3 protein-coding genes are annotated in these 24,721 nt (G+C 73.9%); all 3 read right to left on the reverse strand.

The window, feature by feature from the left end; genetic code table 11:
• Positions 1–252 precede the first annotated feature (252 nt).
• Positions 253–1,443 (reverse strand): cytochrome P450, encoded by a 1,191-nt coding sequence (locus ACWEK3_RS35915; protein ID WP_453251611.1) that lies wholly within the window; start codon positions 1,441–1,443, stop codon positions 253–255.
• A 220-nt stretch (positions 1,444–1,663) separates the two neighbouring features.
• Positions 1,664–7,774, reverse strand: coding sequence for a type I polyketide synthase (locus ACWEK3_RS35920; RefSeq protein ID WP_453251612.1), 6,111 nt, complete (start codon positions 7,772–7,774; stop codon positions 1,664–1,666).
• Positions 7,775–7,826: 52 nt separating this feature from the next.
• The gene (locus ACWEK3_RS35925; RefSeq protein ID WP_453251613.1) at positions 7,827–24,710 is read right to left on the reverse strand and encodes an SDR family NAD(P)-dependent oxidoreductase; all 16,884 of its coding nucleotides are present in this window, start codon (positions 24,708–24,710) and stop codon (positions 7,827–7,829) included.
• Between the last annotated feature and the right edge of the window lie 11 nt (positions 24,711–24,721).

Below are 24,721 nucleotides of genomic sequence, written 5' to 3' on the forward strand. Positions count from 1 at the left end.
GCCAGTTCTACCGGGGCTCCGCTCCTCATGTCCGGCGAATCCACACCTCAAAGACCCTGGACAACCCCGCCCGAGCCGTAACTTCACGGCCTTGGGACTAGGCCTCTCGTTTGGATCATGCAGGGCTCGCGGGGTCTGGCCTGATCCAAACGAAAGACCCTCGGGGCTCTCGTCCGGCCCTGAGTACGGGAAAAGCGGCGGCCCCCACTCGTCCGGCAGTGGGGGCCGCCGCTGGTCTCGGGGGGCGTGGTGTCACCAGGTGACGGGGAGTTCGGTGAGGCCGCCGTTGAGCTGGCCGGACGTCACCTGGAGTTCCTCCACCGGGCGGGCCAGGTTCAGACCGGGCAGCCGGGTGAACAGCTGCGTGTAGGCGGTCTTCAGCATCATCCGGGCCAGCGGGGCCCCGATGCAGTGCCACATGCCGTGCCCGAACGTCAGGTGCTCGTTGGGCGCGCGGCGGATGTCGAAGACCTCCGGCTCGTCGAAGACCGCGTCGTCGAAGTTGACCAGCGTGAAGTCGAGCAGTACCAGGTCGCCGGTGCGCATGGTGACGTCGCCGATCGTGATGTCGTCGGTGGCGTAGCGCGGCAGCGCGGCACCCGAGCCGCCGGCCTTCGCGGCCCGCAGGATCTCCTCGACGCCGCTCTTCATCAGCTTCTCGTCGGCGAGTGCCTCCGCCAGCTGGTCCGGGTACTGCGTGAACAGCACGACGCCCAGGTCGACATGGGTGGCGACGCTGTCAAGGCCGGCGAAGAGCAGGCTCGCGGCGATGGGGCCGATGCGCTCGTCCTCGGGGACCGTCCGGCACAGCCGGGAGATCACGTCGTCCCCGGGCTCGGCCCGCTTGCGGCCGGCCAGTTCGACCAGCATCCCGAACAGCTCCGCCTGGCTCTTGGCGACGCTCTCCGCGTCGTTCAGCGTGGCCATCTCGCCCAGCACCGCCAGCAGCCGGCCCTGCTCCTGCATCGGGATGCCGATCAGGGCGCACAGCACGGTCAGCGAGTACGGCAGCGAGAAGTTGCCGCGCAGGTCGGCGGGGCTCTCCTGGGCGGCGAAGCCGTTCAGGATCTGCTCCGCGATCCCCTCCACCACGGGCATCATGTTGAGCACCCGGCGGGCGGAGAACTGCGGGGTGAGCAGGGTGCGCAGCTCGGCGTGCGCGGCGCGGGCCGCCTCGACGTCGCCCATGATGAGCAGGTCCATCAACGGGTTCTTGACGTAGCGGGGCGCGTTGGCCGGGTCGGCGTGCGCACGGGCCAGACGCTCGTCGTGCAGCAGCTGCTTCAGCTCGGCGTGCCGGGTCACCAGCCAGCCCTCGTCGCCGGCCGGGGTGGTGATCCTGGTGACGGGGGCGCGCATCTGGAGCTCGCGCAGCAGCGGGCTGAGGCGGAGCACCGAGGGCGCGGCGTCCTCGAGAGAGGGCGGCGGCGTGGGGTTGACCATGGGACTGCTACTCCTTGGGGCAGTGGTGGTGTGCGCGGGTCCCCGGCTGGGGTCTTTCGTTTGGATCAGGTCGGATCAGCGAGCCCGGCATGATCCGAACGAGAGGCCCTGGGGGCCGCTGTCGCACCCGGGGCGACGCCGTGTGAGAGGGCGACGCCCCGGATGCGGTGGGGGGACAGGAAGGACCCGGCCGGGTTGGCGTGCACCGACCGGACCCGGCTCAGGCCTCGCCGGCCGGAAGTCCGGCGAGCCAGTTCTCGATGGCCTCGGCGGTCAGTGCCGAGTGCTCCATGGCCAGGGACAGATGGTCGGCCTCGATGTCCTGTACCGCGTCGGCCGGCACCGCGGAGGTGTCGAGTTTGAAGCCGTTGTTGGCCCGCGTGGCGCGCAGGAGCAGGGTGGGGGCGGTCGTGGCGGGTGCCTCGATGTCCGTCATCAGCATGAACCAGTGCGCCATCGCGGACATCCGGGCGCTGTTGAGCGTCACGGACGGCGAGTCGATGTCGGCCAGGTAGAAGCGGGTCGTCCGGTCGAGGTTGTTTCCTTCCGAGGGGTCGTACCGGATGGACGCCGTGTCGAGCAGGACGATTGCCTCCGGCTTCACGCCCCAGGTGTCCTCCAGGACACCGGCCGCGAGGTAGGCGAGGGAGCCGCCGGTGGAGTGGCCGATCATCACGAAGGGTTCGCCGTCGCTCGCCATCAGGACGCTCTCGGCGACGATCCGGGCCGCCGCGTCGCTGCCGGCGGGCAGCAGCTCGCCGGGGGCGAACCCCATCAGCGGTAGCGCCGACACATGGCGCTTGCCGCGGAAGTGGGCGGCGATGCGGGCGTACTGGTGGACACCGCCGGTGGCGCCGGGGGCGCTGACGAAGATCAGCCGCGGGGTGCCGGGGCCGGTGGCCAGGGTGACGGCCTCGGACAGCTCCTCCAGGTCCGCGGGCGTCTCGAAGGTGGGCCGGGTGTTGGCGACCGCCTTCAGCATCCGCATCGCCTCGACGAGCTTGCCGCCGCGCACCGCGTTGTGGAACAGGCCGACCAGTGTGTCGTCGGGGTGCACCGTGGTGCCGGCGACGGTGGTACCGGACGCGGGGCCGGAAGCGGACAGGTCGCCCAGTTCCTCGTTGAGGTGGCGGGCCAGCTTCACCGGCGTCCTGCTGTCGAAGACCACCGACGTCGGCAGGCGCAGCCCGAGCAGTTCGCCGAGCTGGTTGCGCAGGCTGACCGAGACCAGCGAGTCGAAGCCCAGCTCCAGGAAGCCGCGCTCGGGGTCGACGGCGGAGGGGTCGGCGTGGCCGAGCAGGCCCGCGGTGAAGCCGACGACCAGCTCGGTGAGCAGCTTCTCCCGGCCGGCGGTGTCGAGCGTACGCAGCCCGTCGAGCACGGTCTTCGGCGAGCGGTCCGCGGCGGCGGCGCGCCGGGTGCGCGGCACCAGATCGCGCCAGAGGGCGGGCAGGGACTGCTGGACCTGGAGTCCGGCGACGTTGATCCGGGTGGGCACGACCACCGGCTCGGGGCGGGCGAGGGCGGCGTCGAACAGGGCGAGGCCGTCCTCGATGCTCATCGGCGGGGTGCCGCCGCGGTCCATCCGCCCCAGGTCGGTGTCGCTGACCTGGCTGGTCATGCCGCTGCCCCGGCCCCAGGGGCCCCAGGCGAGGGACAGACCGGGCAGGCCGGCGGCCCTGCGCCGGTGGGCGAGTGCGTCGAGGGAGGCGTTGGCGGCGGCGTAGTTGCCCTGGCCGGGGCCGCCGATGACACCGGAGATCGAGGAGTACAGCACGAACGCGGCGAGGTCGTGGCCGAGGGTCGCCTCGTGCAGGTGCAGGGCCGCGTCGGCCTTGGGCCGCAGCACACCGGCCAGTTGTTCCGGGGTGAGCGATCCGATCAGGGCGTCGTCCAGGACACCCGCGGTGTGCACGACGGCGGTCAGCGGGTGCTCGGCCGGCACCGACGCGACGAGCGCGTCGACGGCGTCGCGGTCGCCGACGTCGCGGGCGGAGACGGTCACCTGGGCGCCCAGGCCGGTCAGTTCGGCGACCAGTTCGGCCGAGCCGGGCGCCTGCGGGCCGCGGCGGCCGGCCAGCAGCAGGTGCCGGGCGCCCCGGGCGGTGACCAGGTGACGGGCGAGCGCGGCGCCGAGGCCGCCGGTGCCGCCGGTGATCAGGACGGTGCCGTCGGGGTTCCAGTCGGCGGCGGCGGGGGCGTCGGCCGTGCGCGGCAGCCGGGCGAGCCGGGCGGCGCGCACCTGGTAGTCGCGGACCGCGAGTTGCTGCTCGTCGAGCGTCAGCACGTCGGGCAGCACGCCGGCGGACAGGAACGTGTCGTCGAGGTCGACGAGCAGCAGGCTCCCGGGGTTCTCGGTCTGCGCGGACCGCACCAGGCCCCAGACGGCCGCGCCGGCCGGGTCGAGGACGTCCTCGTCGTCGAGGGCGACGGCGCGGCGGGTGACGAAGACGAGGCGGGTGCCCGCGAGCCGCGGCTCGGACAGCCACTCCTGGAGATGGCCGAGGACCCGGGCGGTGAGGGTGTGCACCCCGTCCGCTCCGGAGTCCTTCACCCCCGCCAGCGGGATCAGGAACACGTCGGGCGCGACGCCGCTGTCGCCGATGGCACCGCCCAGGGACTCCGCGTACGCGGTGACGGTCTCGTCGGCGCGGTGCATGGCGTAGCCGAGGTCGAGTTCGTCGGAGCCGACGACGGCCCAGCGGGTGCCGGTGGCGCGGGCGGAGGCCTTGACGGGCACCCACTTCAGCGCGAACAGGTCGCCCTGGCCGGTGGCGGCCGGGGTTACGGCGGGGCCGTCCGGGGTGCCCAGGCGTACGGTCTCGGCGGTCAGGACGAGGTTGCCCGCGGGGTCGACGGCGGTGAGGGCGACGGTGTCGGGCCCGGTGGTGCTCAGCCGCACGCGCAGCGCGGTGGCGCCGGTGGCGTGCAGGGTGAGCCCGTCGAAGCCGGCCGGCTCGCCGGCCGTGGCGCCGTCGAGGGCGGCGGCGCGCAGGGCGGTGGACAGCAGCGCGGGGTGCAGTCCGAAGCCGCTGTCGGGTCCTGCGGGCAGCTCGGCCTCGGCGAACACCTCGCCCTCGTGCCGCCACACCCCGGTCAGGCCGCTGAAGTGCGGGCCGAGGGCGCGCCGGTCGGACTCCAGCTCCGTGAGCGGGACTTGGCGGGCGTCGACGGGCGGCCACTGAACGAGGTCCGTCGCGGTGTCCTCGGCGCCCTCGTCGCCCTCGTCGCGGGAGAGGACACCGCGAGCGTACGTGGTCCAGGGGGCGTCGTCCGCGGTCGCCGGGCGGGCGTGCACGGAGAGTGGCCGGTGGCCGGAGGCGTCCGCGGGGCCGACGCGCACCTGGAGCAGGACCGCGTCGCGGTCGCCGAGGGTCAGCGGGGCGAGCAGGTCGAGCCGATCCAGGCGCGGGGTGCCGTTCTCGTCGCCCGCGCGGACCGCGATCTCCACGAAGGCGGCGCCGGGGACGGTGATCCGGCCGTTGACGCGGTGCTCGGCGAGCCAGGGGTGGGTCAGCGGCGAGAGGCGTCCGGTGAGGACGGACTCGTCGGCGTCGGCGAGGGCGACGGTGGCGCCGAGCAGCGGATGCGCGGCGGCGCCGAGGCCCAGTCCGGCAGGGTCGCCGGAGCGGGCGCGCACGGTCGGCCAGTACCGGCCGCGCTGGAAGGCGTACGTCGGCAGGTCCACGGGGGCCGGACGCCCGGGGAGCGCGCCCTCGAACACGGCGTCCCAGTCGGCCCCGGCGCCCCGGGTCCACAAGGTGCCGAGCGCACCGAGCGCGGCGGCCTCCTCCGGCTGGTCCTTGCGCAGCGCGGGCACGGCGGTGACGTCGGTAGACTGCGTGTTCTCGCCGACGAGCGCGGACAGCACACCGTCCGGGCCGAGTTCGAGGAAGGTCCGTGCGCCTTCGTCGACGAGGGTGCGCACGGCGTCGGCGAAGCGGACGGCCTGCCGGGCGTGGCACACCCAGTAGTGCGGCGTGGCCAGTTCCTCGGCGGTGACGACGTCGCCGGTGAGGGTGGAGACGACGGGGACCGACGGCTCGCCGAAGGTGAGCTCGGCGACGACGTCCCGGAACGCGTCGAGCATCGGGTCGACGAGCGGCGAGTGGAAGGCGTGGCTCACGGAGAGCCGCGCGGTGCGCCGGCCCTGCTCCCGGAAGTGCTCGGCGATGGCGAGGACGGCGTCCTCGGCGCCGGAGACCACCACGGACTCGGGGCCGTTGACCGCGGCGAGCGAGACCCGCGCGTCAAGGAGCGGCCGCACCTCGCACTCGGTGGCGCGCAACGCGACCATGGCTCCGCCGGCCGGCAGGTCCCGCATGAGGCCGGCGCGGGCGGCCACCAGCGTGCAGGCGTCCTCCAGGGACAGTGCGCCGGCCACGTGCACGGCGGCGATCTCGCCGACGGAGTGTCCGGCGAGGTGGTCGGGGCGCAGCCCCCAGGAGGCGAACAGGCGGTAGAGGGCGACCTCGATCGCGAACAGGGCGGGCTGGGTGTGACCGGTGTCGTCGAGGGCCGCGGGGTCCTCGCCCCACAGCACGTCGCGCAGCGAGTGGCCGAGGCGCTCGTCGAGGAGGGCGAGGGTCTCGTCCAGGGCGGCGGCGAACACCGGGAAGCGTGCGTGGAGTTCACGGCCCATGCCGAGGCGCTGGGCGCCCTGGCCGGAGAACAGGACGGCGAGGCCGGGGCGGTCGCCGGAGGGGACGGTGCCGCGGGCGGCCTCGGTGAGCCCGCCGTCCGCGGCGACGAGCAGGGCCCGGTGTTCGAAGGGAGTGCGGGTGCCGGCCAGCGCGTGGCCGACGGCTACGGGGTCGGCGCCGGACGCGGCGAGCGGCCTGACCCGCTCCAGCTGGGCGTCGAGGGCGGCGGCGGTACGGGCCGACACGGGCCAGGGCACGGCGCGCGGGGCGACCGGGGCGGGCTGCGGCTCGGCGTCGGTGTCCTCCTCGGCCGCGGGGGCCTCTTCGAGGATGACGTGGGCGTTGGTGCCGCTGATGCCGAAGGACGACACACCGGCCCGGCGCACCTGCTCGCCCTCGGGCCAGGGGGTGGCCTCGGTGAGCAGGCTGACGTGGCCGGCGTCCCAGTCGACGTGGGTGGAGGGCGCGTCGACGTGCAGGGTGCGGGGCAGCAGTCCGTGGCGCAGGGCCAGGACCATCTTGATGACGCCCGCGGCACCGGCGGCGGCCTGGGTGTGGCCGATGTTGGACTTCACCGTGCCCAGGCGCAGCGGGCGGTGCGCGTCGCGGTCCTGGCCGTAGGTGGCCAGCAGGGCCTGTGCCTCGATGGGGTCGCCGAGGGTGGTGCCGGTGCCGTGCGCCTCGACGGCGTCGACGTCGGCGGGCGAGAGGCCTGCGGAGGCCAGCGCGTCGCGGATGACGCGCTGCTGGGCGGGCCCGTTGGGGGCGCTGAGGCCGTTGGAGGCGCCGTCCTGGTTCACGGCGGAGCCGCGCAGCACGGCGAGCACCGGGTGGCCCTTGCGCCGGGCCTCGGAGAGTCGCTCGACGAGGATCATGCCGACGCCCTCGGACCAGCCGGTGCCGTCGGCGGAGTCGGCGAACGCCTTGCAGCGGCCGTCCGCGGCGAGGCCGCCCTGGAGGCTGAAGCCCACGAAGCTGGACGAGGTGGTCATGACGGTGACACCGCCGGCCAGCGCGAGGTCGGCCTCGCCGGAGCGTACGGACTGGGCGGCCAGGTGCAGGGCGACCAGGGCCGAGGAGCACGCGGTGTCGAGCGTGACGGCGGGTCCTTCGAAGCCGAGCGCGAAGGACAGCCGGCCGGACATCACGCTGGCGGCGAGGCCGTTGCCCGCGTAGCCGCCCATGTCGTCGTCGGAGGCGAGGACGAGGTGGGCGTAGTCCTGCGAGTTGGTGCCGACGAACACACCGGTGCGGCTGCCGCGCAGGCTGCCGGGGGCGATCCCGGCACGTTCCACGGCCTCCCAGGCGGTTTCGAGAAGCAGCCGCTGCTGCGGGTCCATGGCCAGCGCCTCGCGGGGCGAGATGTCGAAGAAGCCCGGGTCGAAGTCGGCCACGTCGTGGAGGAATCCTCCCTTCTGCGTGCTGCTGCGGCCCTCTCCGTCACCGGCCAGGGTCTCCAGGTCCCAGCCGCGGTCGGCCGGGAACCCGCCGATGGCGTCGCGGCCGTCGGCGAGCATCTCCCAGAGGTCCTCCGGGGTACGCACACCGCCCGGGAAGCGACACGCCATGCCGACGATCGCCACGGGCTCGTGGCGGCCCGCCTCGGCTTCCTGGAGGCGTCTGCGGGTCTGGTGGAGATCCGCCGTGACCCACTTCAGGTAATCGACGAGCTTTCTTTCGTCCGGCATCGTCCGTGAACCTTCCTCAAAATGTTTCGCGCGTAGTCGGGGTGGGCCCAGGTCAGGAGTTCGACGACCGGCCGAGTTCGTTGTCGATGAAGGCGAAGATCTCCTCGGCGCTCGCCGCCTCGATGCGTTCGCCGACGGCCGGTCCGTCCCCGTCCTGTCCGGTGCCGTCCCAGGCGGCCAGCAGCCGCTGGAGCCGGCCCGCGACCCCGCGGCGGGTGGCCTCGTCCACGCCGTCGGCGGACAGTTCCGCCTCCAGCCGGTCGAGCGCCGCCAGCGGGGAGGCGGCCGTGTCGCTCCGGTCTCCGCCCGCCAGGGAGCCGGCCAGGTGCCGGGCGACGGCGGTGGGCGTCGGGTGGTCGAAGACGAGCGTGGACGGCAGCCGCACACCGGTGGCCGCGGAGAGCCGGGTGCGCAGCTCGACCGCCATCAGCGAGTCGAAGCCCAGCCGGCTGAAGTCCCGGTCGGCGGGGACCGCGTCGGCACCGGAGTGGCCGAGCACCCCGGCCGTCTCCTGGCGGACCAGGGCGACGAGGGTCTCGTGCCGCTGCTCGGCGCCGAGGCCGGCCAGCCGGCGGGCGAGCCCGTCGGCACCGGCGGTGACCGCCGCGCGGCGCCGGGCGCGGACCAGGGAGCGCAGCACCGCGGGGACGTCGCCGGCGTCGGGGGCGGCGGCGGACCGGGAGACCCGGATCGCCACGGCGAGTGCCTCGTCCTGGCCGTTCGCCGCGTCGAACAGGGCGAGGCCCTGCCGTTCGGTGAGCGGCGGCATCCCGGAACGCTCCATGCGCTCGATGTCGGCGGCGGTGAGCGTGCCGGTCATGCCGGCGCCCTGGCCCCAGGGTCCCCAGGCGAGCGACAGGGCGGGCAGGCCCTGGGCGGCACGGTGCGCGGCGAGCGCGTCGAGGAACGTGTTGGCGGCGGCGTAGTTGCCCTGTCCGGGGCCACCGGTGACGCCGGCCACGGAGGAGTAGAGGACGAATCCGGCGAGCGGCAGGGCCCGGGTCGCCTCGTGCAGGTGCCAGGCGGCGTCCGCCTTGGGCCGCAGCACGGTGTCGAGCCGGTCGGCGGTGAGCGAGCCGATCGTGGCGTCGTCGAGGACGCCCGCCGTGTGCACGACCGCGGTCAGCGGGTGCTCGGGCGGCAGTCCGGCGAGCAGCGCGTCGACGGCGGCCCGGTCGGAGACGTCGCAGGCCCGTACGGTGACCTCGGCGCCCAGCGCGGAGAGTTCCTCGCTCAGGGCGGTGGCCCCGGGCGCGTCGGGTCCGCGGCGGCCCACCAGCAGCAGGTGCTTGATGCCGTGGCCGGTCACCACGTGGCGGGCGAGCACGGCTCCGAGGCCGCCGGTGCCGCCGGTGATCAGTACGATGCCGTCGCGGTCCCAGGCACGGACCTGGTCGACGGCCGGGGTGGTCGTGGACGCGGTGCGGGTGAGGCGGGCGACGGTGAGCGCGCCGCCGCGGACGGCGGCCTGGGTCTCGCCCGCGTCGAACAGGGCGGGCAGTGAGGCCAGTACGCCGGCGTCGGTCGCGTCGGCGCCCTCGGCCGGGTCGAGGTCCAGGAGCAGGAAGCTGCCCGGGTTCTCGGACTGGGCGGAGCGGACCAGGCCCCAGACGGCTGCCGCCGCCAGGTCGGTCACGCCCTCCCGGCCGGCCGCGACGGCGCCACGGGTGACGATCGCGAGGCGGGAGTCCGCGGTGCGGGTGTCGGAGGTCCAGCGGCGCAGCAGGTCGAGCACCGGCTCGGTGGCGGCGCGGACCGCGGCGGGCAGGTCGTCCCCGGCGGCGGGGTCGCCCTCGACCGGCAGGAGCATCAGAGACGGCAGGGGTGCCCCGCCGTCCAGCAGTTCGGTGAGCGAGTGCGCGCGGGCGGCGAGGACGCCGTCCGTTGCGGCGAGGGCGGTGTCCAGGCCGGGCAGGCCGTCGCCGAGCACCGTCCACGGTCCGCTGCCGCCGGAGCGCGGGGCCGGGGCGGGCGCGACCCAGTCCAGGGTGAGCAGCGCGGCGTCGTCCGCGGCGGGGGCGTCCGCGCCCTGTTCGGCGGCGGTGGCGCCCAAGGTGAGCGAGGCCACCGACAGCACGGGGCCGCCCTGCGGGTCGGTCGCCTCCAGCGCCCAGGTGTCCTCGCCGGTGGCGGTGAGCCGCACCCGCAGGAGGGCGGGGTGCGCGGCGTGCAGGACGAGCCCGTCCCAGGTGACGGCGTCGAGGGTGGCGTCGCCTTCTCTGTCGACGACGACGGCGGCGCGGACCGCGGCGTCCAGGAGCGCCGGGTGCAGGGCGAACGCCTGCTCGGCCGGGCTCTGTTCGGTGATCTCGACCTCGGCGAAGACGTCCCCGCCGCGCCGCCAGGCGGCGCGCAGCACGGCCGCGCCGACGGGTTCGGGCAGGTCGTCGACCGGGGTGGCGTCCGCGGGCGGCCATGCGCTGTCGGCCTCGGCGGGGGCGGCGGGCGCGTCGGTGAGCGCCGCGGTGGCCCGCTCGATCCACGGGGCGCCGTCGCCGTCCGCGCGGGTGTGCACGGTGAGGGTGCGCCGGCCGGTCCCGTCGGGGGCGCCCACCAGTACCTGGAGGCGCTGGGGGCGCTTCCCGGTGAGTACCAGGGGCGCGCCGACGGTGAGGTTCTCGACGGTGGTGCGGTCGCAGGCCTCGGCGGCGTGCAGCGCGAGTTCGGCGAGGACCGCGGTGGGCAGGGTGGTGGTGCCGTCGCTCACGCGGCCGGTGAGCCAGGGCTGTGCGGCGGCGGACAGGCGTCCGCTGAGCAGTGTCTCGTCCGAGCCCGCGACCGCCGTGGCGGCGGTGAGCAGCGGGTGCCCTCCGGCGTCCAGGCCCAGTCCGCCCGCGTCGCCGGGGGCGGCGGTGGTGTCGGGCCAGAAGCGGGTGCCCTGGAAGGCGTACGTGGGCAGCGGCACCCGGCGGGCCCCGGTGCCGTCGAAGACGACGCTCCACTCGGCGTCGAGGCCGGCGGTGTGCAGCCGGGCCAGGGCGGTGAGGACGGACACGGTCTCGTCGCGGTCCTTGCGCAGCGCCGGCACGACGACCGTGCCGGTGTCGGGCAGGGAGGCGGCGGCGAGCGCGGAGAGCACTCCGTCGGGGCCGATCTCCAGGAAGGCCGTGACGCCCCGGTCGGCGAGCGCGCGGACACCGTCGGCGAACCGCACGGCCTCGCGGACATGACGCACCCAGTATTCGGCGTGGGTGTGCACGCCCGTGGAGGCGACCTCGCCGGTCAGGTTGGACACGACGGGGATGCGCGGCTCGTCGTAGGCGATGCTCTCGGCGACGGTGCGGAACTCGTCCAGCATCGGCTCCATCAGGGCCGAGTGGAAGGCGTGGCTCACCCGCAGCCGGGCGACGCGGCGGCCGGCCGACTCCAGACGGGCGATGACCTGGCCGACGCCGTCCTCGGGGCCGGAGACGACCACGGAGTTCGGGCCGTTGACGGCGGCGACGGCGACGCCGTCGGCGAGCAGCGGCAGGACCTCGTCCTCGGTGGCCTCGACGGCGGCCATGGCGCCGCCCTCGGGCAGCGCGTCCATGAGGCGGGCGCGTGCGGCGACCAGCCGGCAGGCGTCCTCCAGCGAGAACACTCCGGCGACATGCGCGGCCGCGATCTCACCGACCGAGTGACCGGCCACGTAGTCCGGGGTGACGCCCCAGGACTCCACCAGGCGGAACAGGGCAACCTCGACCGCGAACAGCGCGGGCTGCGTGCAGCGGGTGCGGTTGAGCTGTTCCGGGTCGTCGCCCCACATGATCTCCCGCAGGGAGAAGCCGAGTTCGGCGTCGAGCAGGTCCAGCACGGTGTCCAGGGCGCGGGCGAACACCGGGAAGCGGGTGAGGAGTTCACGTCCCATGCCGAGGCGCTGGGCGCCCTGCCCGGAGAACAGGAACGCCGGTGTGCGGGGTTCGGCTTCGGCGCGCGCGGCCTCGGTGACGCCGTCGGGGCCCGCCAGCAGGACGGCCCGGTGCTCGAAGGAGGACCGGCTCGTCACGAGGGACAGGCCGATGTCGGCGCGGGACGCCTCCGAGTGTGCGGCGGCATGGGCGCGCAGCCGCTCCATCTGGGCGTCGAGCGCCTGCTCGGAGCGGGCCGAGACGACCCACGGGGTGACGGCGGGGGCCACGGTGTCCTCGGTGGGGCGCTCGTCCGCGGCGGGCTCGAGGGCGTCTTCGAGGATGACGTGGGCGTTGGTGCCGCTGATGCCGAACGACGACACACCGGCCCGGCGGACCCGGCCCGTCTCCGGCCAGGAGGCTTCCTCGGTGAGCAGCCGGACGGCGCCGAGGGACCAGTCGACGTGCGAGGACGGATCGGTGACGTGCAGGGTGCGCGGGAGCATGCCCTTGCGCATCGCCATGACCATTTTGACGAGTCCGGCGGCACCGGCCGCGGACTGGGTGTGGCCGATGTTGGACTTCACCGAACCGAGCAGCAGCGGCTGCTGCGGGTCGCGGTCGGAGCCGTAGGTCGCGATCAGGGCCTGGGCCTCGATCGGGTCGCCGAGCGGGGTGCCGGTGCCGTGCGCCTCGACGGCGTCGACGTCGCCGGGCCGCAGGCCCGCGTTGGCCAGCGCCTGCCGGATCACCCGCTGCTGGGAGGGGCCGTTGGGGGCGGTCAGACCGTTGGAGGCGCCGTCCTGGTTGACGGCGGTGCCGCGCACCACGGCGAGCACCCGGTGTCCGGCGCGGCGGGCGTCGGAGAGGCGCTCCAGGACGAGCACCGCCGCGCCCTCGGACCAGCCGGTGCCGTCGGCGGAGTCGGAGAACGCCTTGCAGCGGCCGTCCTGGGCGAGACCGCCCATCTTGGAGAACCCGGCGAAGTTGGCGGGGGTGGTCATGACGGTGACGCCGCCGGCCAGCGCCATGGTGCACTCCCCCGCCCGCAGTGCCTGCGCGGCGAGGTGCAGGGAGACCAGCGAGGAGGAGCAGGCGGTGTCGACCGAGAGGGCGGGGCCCTCCAGGCCGAGCGTGTAGGCGAGACGGCCGGAGACCACGCTGACGGCGAGGCCGGTGGTGGCGTGGCTCGCGATGTCGTCGCGGGAGCGCATGACCAGACCGGAGTAGTCCTGGCCGCTGACGCCCATGAAGACGCCGGTGCGGCTTCCGCGCAGGGCGGCCGGGTCGAGCCCGGCGCGCTCCACGGCCTCCCACGTGACTTCGAGCAGGATGCGCTGCTGCGGGTCCATGGCCAGGGCCTCGCGCGGCGCGATGCCGAAGAAGTCGGCGTCGAAGTCGGCGATGTCGCTCAGGAATCCGCCCTGTCCGGACAGGTCGCCCAGCTCGCCGCCGATCGTCGAGGACTCCCACTCGCGGTCGGCGGGGAAGCCGGTGATGGCGTCGGTACCGGACGCCACCAGGTCCCACAGGTCCTCGGGCGACCCGACACCGCCAGGGAAGCGGCAGCCCATCCCGACGATGACCACGGGGTCGTCGTCGGACGCGGCGGCAGCGGTCTGGGGGGCGGTGAAGGCCTCCGCGGCGTCGGCGCCGAGCAGTTCGTCCAGGAGATGCTCGGCGAGCCGCTGGGGTGTCGGGTAGTCGAAGACGAGGGTGGCGGTCAGGGTGAGGCCGGAGGCCTTGCCGAGCCGGTTGCGCAGCTCGATCGCGGTGAGCGAGTCGAAGCCGAGACCGCGGAACTCGCGGCGGGCGTCCACGGCGTCGGCGGAACCGTGTCCGAGGACCGTGGCGGCCTCGGCACGCACCAGGTCGACCAGGAACGGCAGGCGCTGCTCTTCGGGCAGGCCCGCGAGACGCTCGGCGAGTCCGGCGCGGGCGACCGCGGCGGTGCCGGCCCGGACCCGGCGGCCGCCGGTGCGGACCAGTCCGCGCAGGATCGCGGGGACGCTCATGCCGGGGGGCAGCGAGCCACCGCCGCCGAGGCCCAGTGGCACGACGAGCGGTTCGTCGGCGAGGGTGGCGGCGTCGTACAGGGCCAGGCCCCGCTCGACGGACAGCAGCGGCATGCCGCTGCTGTCGTTGATGCGGCGCATGTCCTGGTCGCTCAGGCCGCTCGTCATGCCGCTGCCCTGCTCCCAGGCGTTCCAGGCGAGCGAGGTGGCGGGCAGGCCGAGGGCCTGGCGGTGAGCGGCGAGGGCGTCCAGGAAGCTGTTGCCCGCGGCGTAGTTGGCCTGCCCGGGGCTGCCGAAGACGCCGGAGGTCGAGGAGTACAGGACGAAGGCGTCCAGGTCGAGGTCGCGGGTGAGGTCGTGCAGATGCCAGGCGGCATCGACCTTCGGCCGCATGACCGTGTCGAGGCGATCGGGAGTGAGAGAGGCGAGGATGCCGTCGTCGAGGACGCCCGCGGTGTGCACCACCGCGGTCAGCGAGTGCCCGGCCGGGACGGAGGCGAGCAGCGCGGCGAGAGCGTCACGGTCGGCGACGTCACACGCGGCGACCCTGGCCTCGGCACCGAGATCGGCCAGCGCCTGTACGAGATCGGAGGCACCGGGGGCATCGGGCCCGCGGCGGCTGGTCAGCAGCAGATGCTTGACGCCGTGCTCGGCGACCAGGTGACGGGCCAGCTCGGAAGCGAGACCACCAGTACCACCGGTGACCAGGACGGTGCCCTCGGGATCCATGGGCCGGGGCACGGTCAGCACGATCTTGCCGACGTGCTTGGCCATGCTCATGAAGCGGAAGGCCTCACGAGAGCGACGGACGTCCCAGGCACGGACCGGCAGCGGGGACAGCACGTCCTGCTCGAAGAGGTCGACGAGGTCGAGCAGCATCCGCTGGATGCGGTCGGGATCGACCATGCCCAGGTCGAAGGACTGGTAGCTGATGCCGTCCGGGGCGGAACCGCTGTCCCGGATATCGGTCTTGCCCATCTCCAGGAACCGGCCGCCCGCACCGAGCAGCCGCAATGACGCGTCGACGAACTCACCGGCCAGGGCGTTCAGGACGACATCAAGGCCCTCCTCACCCGCGACCTCGGCGAACGCCGCCTCGAAGTCGAGGGTGCGCGAGGAGGCGATGTGGTCGTCGGCGACCCCGAGGGAGCGCAGCACATCCCACTTGCCCTCACTGGCCGTCGCGAAGACCTCCGCACCGAAGTGACGGGCGATCTGGATCGCCGCCATACCGACACCGCCGGCACCGGCGTGGATCAGGACCTTCTCCCCCGCCTTCAGCCCGGCGAGATCCTTCAGCGCGTAGTAAGCGGTGAGGAACACCAGCGGCACGGACGAAGCGGTCTCCCAGGACCAGTCGTCGGGGATCCGGGTCAGCAGACGCTCGTCGGCGGCACCCGACGGACCGAACCCGCCGAACAACATGCCCATGACCCGGTCGCCGGGGGCCAGTTCGGTGGCGTCCGGACCGACCTCGGTCACGACACCCGCGGCTTCGGAGCCGAACAGGCCCGCCTCGCCGGGGTACATACCGAGCGCGTTGAGGACGTCGCGGAAGTTGAGGCCCGCGGCGCGGATCCCGATGCGCACCTGCCGGCCCACCAGCGGCTCCAGAGCCTCCGGGTGCGGCAGCAGGGCGAGACCGTCGAGGCTGCCCTTGACACGGCTGCCCAACCGCCACGGCGTCCCGGCCGGCGGAACGAGCGAGACACCGGACTCCAGCCGGGCGAGCCGGCCGACGCGGACAGTGCCCTTACGGACCTGCGCCTGCGGCTCCTCCGCGTCGAACAGCCCTGCCAGCAGCGGCAGTCGGGCCATGGACTCGGCCGTGTCGTCGACATCGGCCAGCAGCAGCCGGCCGGGGTTCTCGGACTGTGCGGAACGCACCAGGCCCCACACGGGGGCAGCGGCCAGATCGAGCGGCCCGCGCTCGCCGTCGGCGACGGCGTTCCGGGTGACCACTACGAGCCGGGCGGAGGCGAAAGCGGGCTCGGCCAGCCACCGCTGCACCAGGGCAAGCACCTCATGGGCCAGCTCATGGGCGGCTTCGGGCCCCCGGTCGACGTCGCCACACACCGTCACGGCGACCATGTCCGGCGCGGCTCCGCTCCGGGCGGCCAGCTCATCGAGCGTGGCAGCCGGGGCGTGCACGCCCGCGACCGCCTCGGAGTCCGCGGCAAGCACGGCGGCCAAACCGAACGGGTCCTCACCGAGCACGGCCCAGGTGGCGGGAGCAGCCGGGGCAGCGACCGTACGTGGCGTCCAGTCGACGCGGAGGAGCGAGTTGGCGTCATCACGGCGCGACTCGGCGCCGGGTTCCGGGCCCGCCGCACGCAGGGTCAGCGACTCCACGGAGACGACCGGCCGGCCTCCCGGGTCGACCGCGGCGATCTGCACCGCGTCCTCACCGCAGGAGGCGATCCGCACCCGCAGGGAGGCGGCTCCGTCCGCGTGCAGGGACACGCCCTCCCAGGCGAACGGCAGCAGACTGCGGTCGTCGCCCTCGGCGGACAGGAAGACCGTGCTGTGCAGGGCGGCGTCGAAGAGTGCCGGGTGCAGGCCGAACGCGTCGGCGTCCTCGACGGAGTCGGGCAGCGCGACCTCGGCGTAGACCGTGTCGTCCTGGCGCCACACGGCACGCAGTCCACGGAAGACCGGGCCGTACTCCAAGCCGTCGGAGGCATAGCGCTCGAACATGCCGTCGATGTCGACGGCCTCCGCGTCACGCGGCGGCCACACGGTGGTGTCGAAGCCGATGACCTGCTCACCCGAGCCTATGCGGCCGGTGGCGTGCTGAGTCCACTCGGCGTCGAAGTCCTCGCCGGGCCGGGTGAAGAACCGCAGTTCGCGCGAGCCGTCCTCGTCAGCCGCGCCGACGGAGATCTGCACCTGCACGGCACCCGTGGCGGGCAGCACCAGCGGCGCGGCGATCATCAGCTCCTCGACCCGGTCGCAGCCCGCCTGGTCGGCGGCGCGCACGGCCAGCTCCAGGAACCCGGTACCGGGGAAGAAGATCACGCCGCCGACGACGTGGTCGGCGAGCCACGGATGAGTGGCGGCCGACAGGGAGCCGGTCAGCAGCAGTTCGTCGGAACCGGCCACCGACATGGCGGCGCCGAGCAGCGGGTGGTCGGCCGAGGCGAGGCCGAGGCCGGAGGCGTCCAGGGCCGCAGGGGCCGGCTTGGGCCAGTAACGCTCGTGCTGGAAGGCGTAGGTGGGCAGTTCGACGACGCGTGCGCCGGTGCCGGACAGGTGGGCCGACCAGTCGACGTCGGCACCGGCGGCATGCAGTCGGGCGACACCGCCGAGGACGGACACGGTCTCGTCGCGGTCCTTGCGCAGCGCCGGCGCGACGACCGCGTCGGAGTCGGGCAAGGAGGCGGCGGCGAGCGCGGACAGCACACCGTCGGGGCCGATCTCCAGGAAGGCGGTGACACCCCGGTCGGCGAGCGCGCGGACCCCGTCGGCGAACCGGACGGCCTCACGGACGTGCCGCACCCAGTAGTCGGCGTGGGTGTGCGTGCCCGCGGCGGCGACCTCGCCGGTCAGGTTGGAGACGACCGGGATCCGCGGCTCGTCGTACGAGAGCGTCTCCGCGACCGCGCGGAACTCCTCCAGCATCGGGTCCATCAGCGGCGAGTGGAAGGCGTGGCTCACCCGCAGACGGCTGGTACGACGACCCCGCTCGGCAAGCTTCTCCGCGACCGAGAGAGTGGCCTTCTCCTCACCGGACACCACAACGGAGGTCGGGCCGTTGACCGCGGCCACGGCGACACCCTCGGTGAGCAGCGGCAGCACCTCGTCCTCGGTGGCCTCCACGGCGACCATGGCACCGCCACGCGGCAACGCCTGCATCAGACCGGCACGCGCGACGACCAGCCGACAGGCGTCCTCCAGCGAGAACACCCCGGCGACATGCGCGGCCGCGATCTCACCGACCGAGTGACCGGCCACGTAGTCCGGGGTGACGCCCCAGGACTCCACCAGACGGAACAGGGCGACCTCGACCGCGAACAGCGCGGGCTGGGTGAACGCGGTGGCGTTCAGGGCGTCTTCGTCACTGCCCCACATCACGTCGCGGACGGACGTACCGTACTCAGTTTCCAGGAGGGCGGCGACGGAGTCGAAGGTCTCGGCGAACACCGGGAAGCGGGCGTGCAGTTCACGTCCCATGCCGAGGCGCTGAGCACCCTGCCCGGAGAACAGGAAGGCGGTGCGGCGCGGTTCGGCGACACCCCGGGCGACCTCGGTGAGGCTGCCGTCGGCGGCGAGCAGGACGGCCCGGTGCTCGAAGCTGGAGCGGCCGGTGGCCAGGGTGTACGCGGTGTCGAGCGCGGGCAGCGCGTCGGCGTACTCCCGCAGCCGCTCCACCTGGGCGTCGAGCGCGGCCTCGGACTTCGCCGAGACGGGCCAAGCCAGCGCGCCGGGCACCGGCCTGCCGGCAACCGGCACGGGCACCGGCTCCTCGGGAGGGCCCTCGAGAATGACGTGGGCGTTGGTGCCGCTGATGCCGAACGACGACACACCGGCCCGGCGCGCCCGTCCCGTCTCCGGCCACACCGTCTTCTCGGTGAGCAGCCGCACGGCACCCAGAGACCAGTCGACGTGCGAGGAGGGCTCGGTGACGTGCAGCGTGCGCGGGAGCATGCCCTTGCGCATCGCCAGGACCATCTTGACGAGTCCGGCGGCACCGGCCGCGGCCTGGGTGTGGCCGATGTTCGACTTCACCGAACCGAGCAGCAACGGCTGCTGCGGGTCACGGTCGGAGCCGTAGGTGGCGAGCAGGGCCTGGGCCTCGATCGGGTCACCGAGCGGGGTGCCGGTGCCATGGGCCTCGACCGCGTCGACATCACTCGTGTTCAGGCCCGCGTTGGCCAGCGCCTGCCGGATGACGCGCTGCTGGGAGGGGCCGTTGGGAGCCGTGAGGCCGTTGGAGGCACCGTCCTGGTTGACGGCGGAGCCACGCACCACGGCAAGTACCCGGTGTCCCGCGCGACGGGCGTCGGAGAGACGCTCGACGACGAACACAGCCGCGCCCTCGGCCCAGCCCGTGCCGTCGGCGGAGTCGGAGAACGCCTTGCAGCGACCGTCCTGCGCGAGACCGCCCATCCGGGAGAACCCGGCGAAGTTGGCGGGAGTGGTCATCACGGTGACACCACCGACGAGCGCCAGGCTGCACTCCCCCGCCCGCAGCGCCTGCGCGGCGAGATGCAGGGACACCAGCGACGAGGAGCAGGCCGTGTCGACGGACAGGGCAGGCCCCTCAAGGCCGAGCGCATAGGAGAGGCGACCGGAAACCACACTGACCGCGAGGCCGGCGGTGGCGTGGCCCGCGACGTCGTCGTGGGACCCCATGACCAGACTGGAGTAGTCCTGTCCGTTGACGCCCATGAAGACACCCGTACGGCTTCCACGCAGGCCGGCCGGGTCGACGCCGGCGCGCTCGATGGCCTCCCAGGTGACTTCGAGCAGGATGCGCTGCTGCGGGTCCATGGCCAGGGCCTCGCGCGGTGAGATCCCGAAGAACCCGGCGTCGAAGCCGGCGATGTCGCTCAGGAATCCGCCCCGCCCGGACACACCACCGGTCTCACCGCCGACGAGCGGCGACGACTCCCACTCACGGTCGGCGGGGAAGCCGGTGATGGCGTCGGTTCCGGACGCCAGGAGGTCCCACAGGTCCTCGGGCGACCCGACACCGCCCGGGAAGCGGCAGCCCATCCCGACGATGACGACAGGATCGTCCGTCACCTTGGCGGCGGTCTCCGGAACGGCGAAGACCTCAATGGCATCGGCGCCGAGCAGTTCGTCCAGGAGATGGTCGGCGAGCCGCTCGGGCGTCGGGTAGTCGAAGACGAGCGTGGCAGGGAGGGTGAGACCGGTTGCCCTGCCGAGCCGGTTGCGCAGCTCGATCGCGGTGAGCGAGTCGAAGCCGAGACCGCGGAACTCGCGGCGGGCGTCCACGGCATCCGCGGAACCGTGCCCGAGGACCGCGGCGGCCTCGGCACGCACCAGATCGACGACGAACGGCCGACGCTGCTCCTCGGGCAGAACGGCGAGACGCTCGGCCAGTCCGGCGCGGGCGACCGCGGCGGTGGCCGCCCGGGCCCGACGCCCACCGGTACGGACCAGTCCGCGCAGGATCGCGGGGACACCGACACCGGCGGGCAACGGACCGCCGCCGCCCAGACCGAGCGGCACCACGAGCGGCTCGTCGGCGTGCATGGCGGCGTCGTACAGGGCCAGGCCCCGCTCGACGGACAGCAGCGGCATCCCACCGGCGTCACTGATCCGGCGTGCGTCCTGGCCACTCAACTGGCCCGTCATGCCGACGCCTTGCTCCCACGCGCCCCAAGCGAGCGAGGTGGCGGGCAGGCCGAGGGCCTGGCGGTGAGCCGCGAGGGCGTCCAGGAAGCTGTTGCCCGCCGCGTAGTTGGCCTGCCCGGGGCTGCCCATGACACCGGCCGTCGAGGAGTACAGGACGAAGGCGGCCAGACCGAGGTCACGGGTGAGGTCGTGCAGGTGCCAGGCGGCGTCGACCTTCGGCCGCAGCACGGAGTCGAGGCGGTCGGGGGTGAGGGAGGCGAGGATGCCGTCGTCGAGGACGCCGGCCGTGTGCACCACGGCAGTCAGCGGGTGCCCGGCCGGTACGGAGTCGAGCAGCGCGGCGAGCGCGTCACGGTCGGCGACGTCGCACGCGGCGACCCTGGCCTCGGCACCGAGATCGGCCAGCGCCTGTACGAGATCGGAGGCACCGGGGGCGTCAGGACCGCGGCGGCTCGTCAGCAGCAGATGCTTGACGCCGTGCTCGGCGACCAGGTGACGGGCCAGCTCGGAAGCGAGACCACCAGTACCACCGGTGACCAGGACAGTGCCCTCGTCATCCAGGGGCCGAACGGCAGAGTCACCGGATTCCAGCCGGGCGAGCCGACCGACGCGGACAGTGCCGTCGCGGACGACGGCCTGCGGCTCCTCCGCGTCGAACAGCCCTGCCAGCAGCGGCAGTCGGGCCAGCGAGTCAGGCGTGTCATCGACATCGGCGAGCAGCAGCCGGCCCGGGTTCTCGGACTGGGCGGAACGCACCAGACCCCACACAGGGGCGGCGGCCAGATCGAGCGGGCCACGCTCGCCGTCGGCGACAGCGCTGCGGCTGATCACGACCAGCCGGGAGGAGGCAAAGGCCGGCTCGGCCAGCCACCCCTGCACCAGAGCAAGCACCTCACGGACCAACTCATGGGCGTCTCCGGGTCGTTGATCGATGTCGCCACGGACCGTCACCGCGACCATGTCCGGAACGGCGCCACTCCGGGCAGCCAACTCCTCAAGCGTCGCAGCCGGAGCATGCACGCCCGCGACCGCCTCGGAGTCCGCCGCGAGCACAGCGGTCAGGCCGAACGGGTCCTCACCCAGCACCGCCCAGGTGGCAGGAGCAGCCGGGGCGGCGACCGTACGAGGCGTCCAGTCGATGCGGAACAGCGAGTTGGCGTCGTCACGGCGCGGCTGGGCACCGGCTCCCGCGTCCGCGGTGCGCAGCGTCAGCGACTCCACGGAGACGACCGGCTGACCCGCCGGGTCGACCGCCGCGATCTGCACCGCGTTCTCACCGCACGAGGCGATCCGCACCCGCAAGGTGCTCGCCCCGTCCGCGTGCAGGGACACGCCGTTCCAGGCGAACGGCAGCAGACTGCTGTCGTCGGAGAGGAAGACGGTGCCGTGCAGGGCAGCGTGCAGAAGCGCCGGGTGCAGGCCGAAGGCATCGGAGTCCTCGACCGAGTCGGGCAGTTCGACCTCGGCGTAGACCGTGTCGTCCTGCCGCCATACGGCGCGCAGCCCGCGGAAGACCGGACCGTACTCCAGGCCGTCCGAGGCGAAACGGTCGAACAGCCCCTCGATGTCGACGGCCTCGGCGTCACGCGGCGGCCACACGGTGGTGTCGAAGCCGAGGACGTGCTCGCCGGAGCCGATGCGGCCGGTGGCGTGCCGGGTCCAGTCGGTGTCCTGGTCCTCGCCGGGCCGGGTGAAGAAGCGCAGCTCGCGGTGGCCGTTCTCGTCGGCGGCGCCGACGGAGATCTGCATCTGCACGGCGCCCGTGGCGGGAAGCACCAGCGGCGTGGCGATGGTCAGTTCCTCGACCCGGTCGCAGCCGGCCTGATCGGCGGCGCGGACGGCCAGCTCCAGGAATCCGGTGCCCGGGAAGAGGACCGTGCCGCCGACGCTGTGGTCGGCGAGCCACGGGTGGGTGGCGAGCGACAGGGTGCCGGTCAGCAGGAGTACGTCGGATCCGGCCACCGACATCGCGGCGCCGAGCAGCGGGTGGTCGGTGGAGGCGAGGCCGAGACCGGTGGCGTCGACGGCGGTCGGGGTCACCTTGGGCCAGTAGCGCTCGTGCTGGAAGGCGTAGGTGGGCAGTTCGGTGGTGTGGGCGCCGGTGCCGTCGTGGAAGGCCGCCCAGTCGACGGTGACGCCGGCCGTGTGCAGCCGGGCCAGCGCGGTGACGGCGCTGTGCTCCTCGGGGCGGTCCTTGCGCAGGACCGGGATGGTGACGGCGGTGGCGGACTGCTGGGCCAGGGCGGCCAGTACGCCGTCGGGGCCGAGTTCGAGCAGGACGTCGGCGCCGGCCTCGGCGAGCGTGCGGACGCCGTCGGCGAACCGGACGGCCTCACGGACATGACGCACCCAGTACTCCGGGTCGGTCAACTGCCCGTCGGCGGCGACCGTGCCGGTCAGGTTGGAGACGACCGGGATCCGCGGCTCGTCGTACGAGATCGTCTCAGCAACCGCCCGGAAGTCCTCCAGCATCGGGTCCATCAGCGGCGAGTGGAACGCGTGGCTGACGCGCAAGCGGCTGGTGCGGCGGCCCTGCGCGGCAAGCTGCTCCGCGACTGCGAGGGTGGCCTCCTCCTCACCGGAGACGACAACAGAGGTCGGGCCGTTGATCGCGGCGACGGCGACGCCCTCGCCGAGCAGCGGCAGCACCTCGTCCTCGGTCGCCTCCACGGCGACCATGGCACCGCCACGCGGCAGCGCCTGCATCAGACCGGCACGCGCGACGACCAGCCGACAGGCGTCCGCCAGCGAGAACACCCCGGCGACATGCGCGGCGGCGATCTCGCCGATGGAGTGGCCGGCGACGAAGTCGGGGGTGACGCCCCAGGACTCCACCAGGCGGTAGAGGGCGACCTCGATGGCGAAGAGTGCGGGCTGGGTGAAGCCCGTCTCGTTCAGCGGGCCTTCCTCGTCCCCCCAGACGATGTCGGCGAGGGAGACGCCGAGTTCCTCGTCGAGCAGGTCCAGGATACGGTCCAGGGCTTCGGCGAACGCCGGGAAACGGGCGTGGAGTTCACGGCCCATGCCGAGGCGCTGGGCGCCCTGCCCGGAGAACAGGAAGGCGCTTCGGGTACGGCCGACGGCCTGGCCCTCGTGGGCGTCGGGGGCGGGATCGCCCGCCAGCCAGGAGGTGAGCGCGTCGCGGCCGGCGGTGCCGTCCGCGTCGGTGACGACGGCGAGCCGGTGCTCCAGGGCCGCGCGGGTGGTGGCCAGCGAGTACGCGGTGTCCAGTGCGCCGGGAGCGCCGGTGGTGTCCAGGTGGGCGAGGAGGGCGGCGGCCTGCTCGCGCAGGGCGGCGGCGGAGCGCGCCGAGAGCACCCAGGGCAGGACGCCGGCGGTGCGGGGGGCGGCCGGAGCCTCTTCCGGCTGGCCGGCGGGGACGTCGGGCGCCTGCTCGACGATGACGTGCGCGTTGGTGCCGCTGACGCCGAAGGAGGAGACGCCGGAACGGCGGGGGCGGTCGGGCGCGGTGGGCCAGGGGCGGTTCTCGGTGAGCAGCTCGACCTGGCCCGCCATCCAGTCGACGTGGGTGGAGGGCCGGTCGACGTGCAGGGTCTTCGGCAGCACCCCGTTGCGCATCGCCATGACCATCTTCATGATCCCGGCGACGCCGGACGCGGCCTGGGTGTGGCCCATGTTCGACTTGATCGAGCCGAGCAGCAGGGGCTGTTCACGGTCCTGGCCGTAGGTGGCGAGGATGCTCTGGGCCTCGATGGGGTCGCCGAGCGGGGTGCCGGTGCCGTGCGCCTCGACCACGTCGACGTCGCCGGCGTTCAGGCCCGCGTTGGAGAGGGCCTGCGTGATGACGCGCTGCTGGGAGGGGCCGTTGGGGGCGGTGAAGCCGTTGGAGGCGCCGTCCTGGTTGACGGCGGAGCCGCGGATGACGGCGAGCACGGGGTGGCCGTTGCTCTGGGCGTCGGACAGGCGCTCCAGGACGAGCACGGCCGCGCCCTCCGACCAGCCGGTGCCGTCGGCGGAGTCGGCGAACGCCTTGCAGCGACCGTCCTGCGCGAGACCGCCCTGCCGGCTGAACTCGACCAGGGATCCCGGCGTCGACATCACGTTGACACCGCCGGCCAGCGCCAGGCTGCACTCGTCGTTGCGCAGCGACTGCACGGCGAGGTGCAGCGCGACCAGCGAGGAGGAGCAGGCGGTGTCGACGGTGATCGCCGGCCCCTCCAGGCCGAAGGTGTACGACAGCCGGCCGGAGACGGCGCTGGCGGCGATGCCGGTGCCGACGTCGCCGGTGGCGTCGTCGAGGGACCGCACCAGCAGGTAGGCGTAGTCCTGTCCGTTGGTGCCGATGAACGTGCCGGTGCGGGTGCCGCGCAGACCGGTGGCGTCGATGCGGGCACGCTCGATCGCCTCCCAGGACGTCTCCAGGAGCAGCCGCTGCTGCGGGTCCATGGTGACCGCCTCGCGCGGCGAGATCCCGAAGAAGCCGGGGTCGAAATCGGCGATGGAGTCGAGGAACCCGCCGCGCTGGCTCACCAAGGTGTCCCGGTCGTCGACGCCGCCGTTGCGCAGCGCCTCCAGGTCCCAGCCGCGGTCGTCCGGGAACTCGGAGATCACGTCGGTGCCGCCGGCGACCATCTCCCACAGGGCCTGCGGGGAGTCGACGCCGCCGGGGAAGCGGCAGCCCATGCCGACCACGGCGATCGGCTCCCGGGCGGCGGCCACGATCGTCCGGTTGCGGCGCCGCAGCCGCTCGGTCTCCTTGACCGCGGCGCGCAGTGCCTCGACTACGTTCTCAGCGGGGGCGTTCATCTCTGCTCCAT

This window comes from Streptomyces sp. NPDC004721, from assembly GCF_053601495.1.

Excerpts from the sequence above, each read along its gene's own strand:
- ACWEK3_RS35920 (WP_453251612.1), bottom strand. The coding sequence starts at position 7,774 with ATGCCGGACGAAAGAAAGCTCGTCGATTACCTGAAGTGGGTCACGGCG.
- ACWEK3_RS35915 (WP_453251611.1), bottom strand. The coding sequence starts at position 1,443 with ATGGTCAACCCCACGCCGCCGCCCTCTCTCGAGGACGCCGCGCCCTCG.
- ACWEK3_RS35925 (WP_453251613.1), bottom strand. The coding sequence starts at position 24,710 with ATGAACGCCCCCGCTGAGAACGTAGTCGAGGCACTGCGCGCCGCGGTC.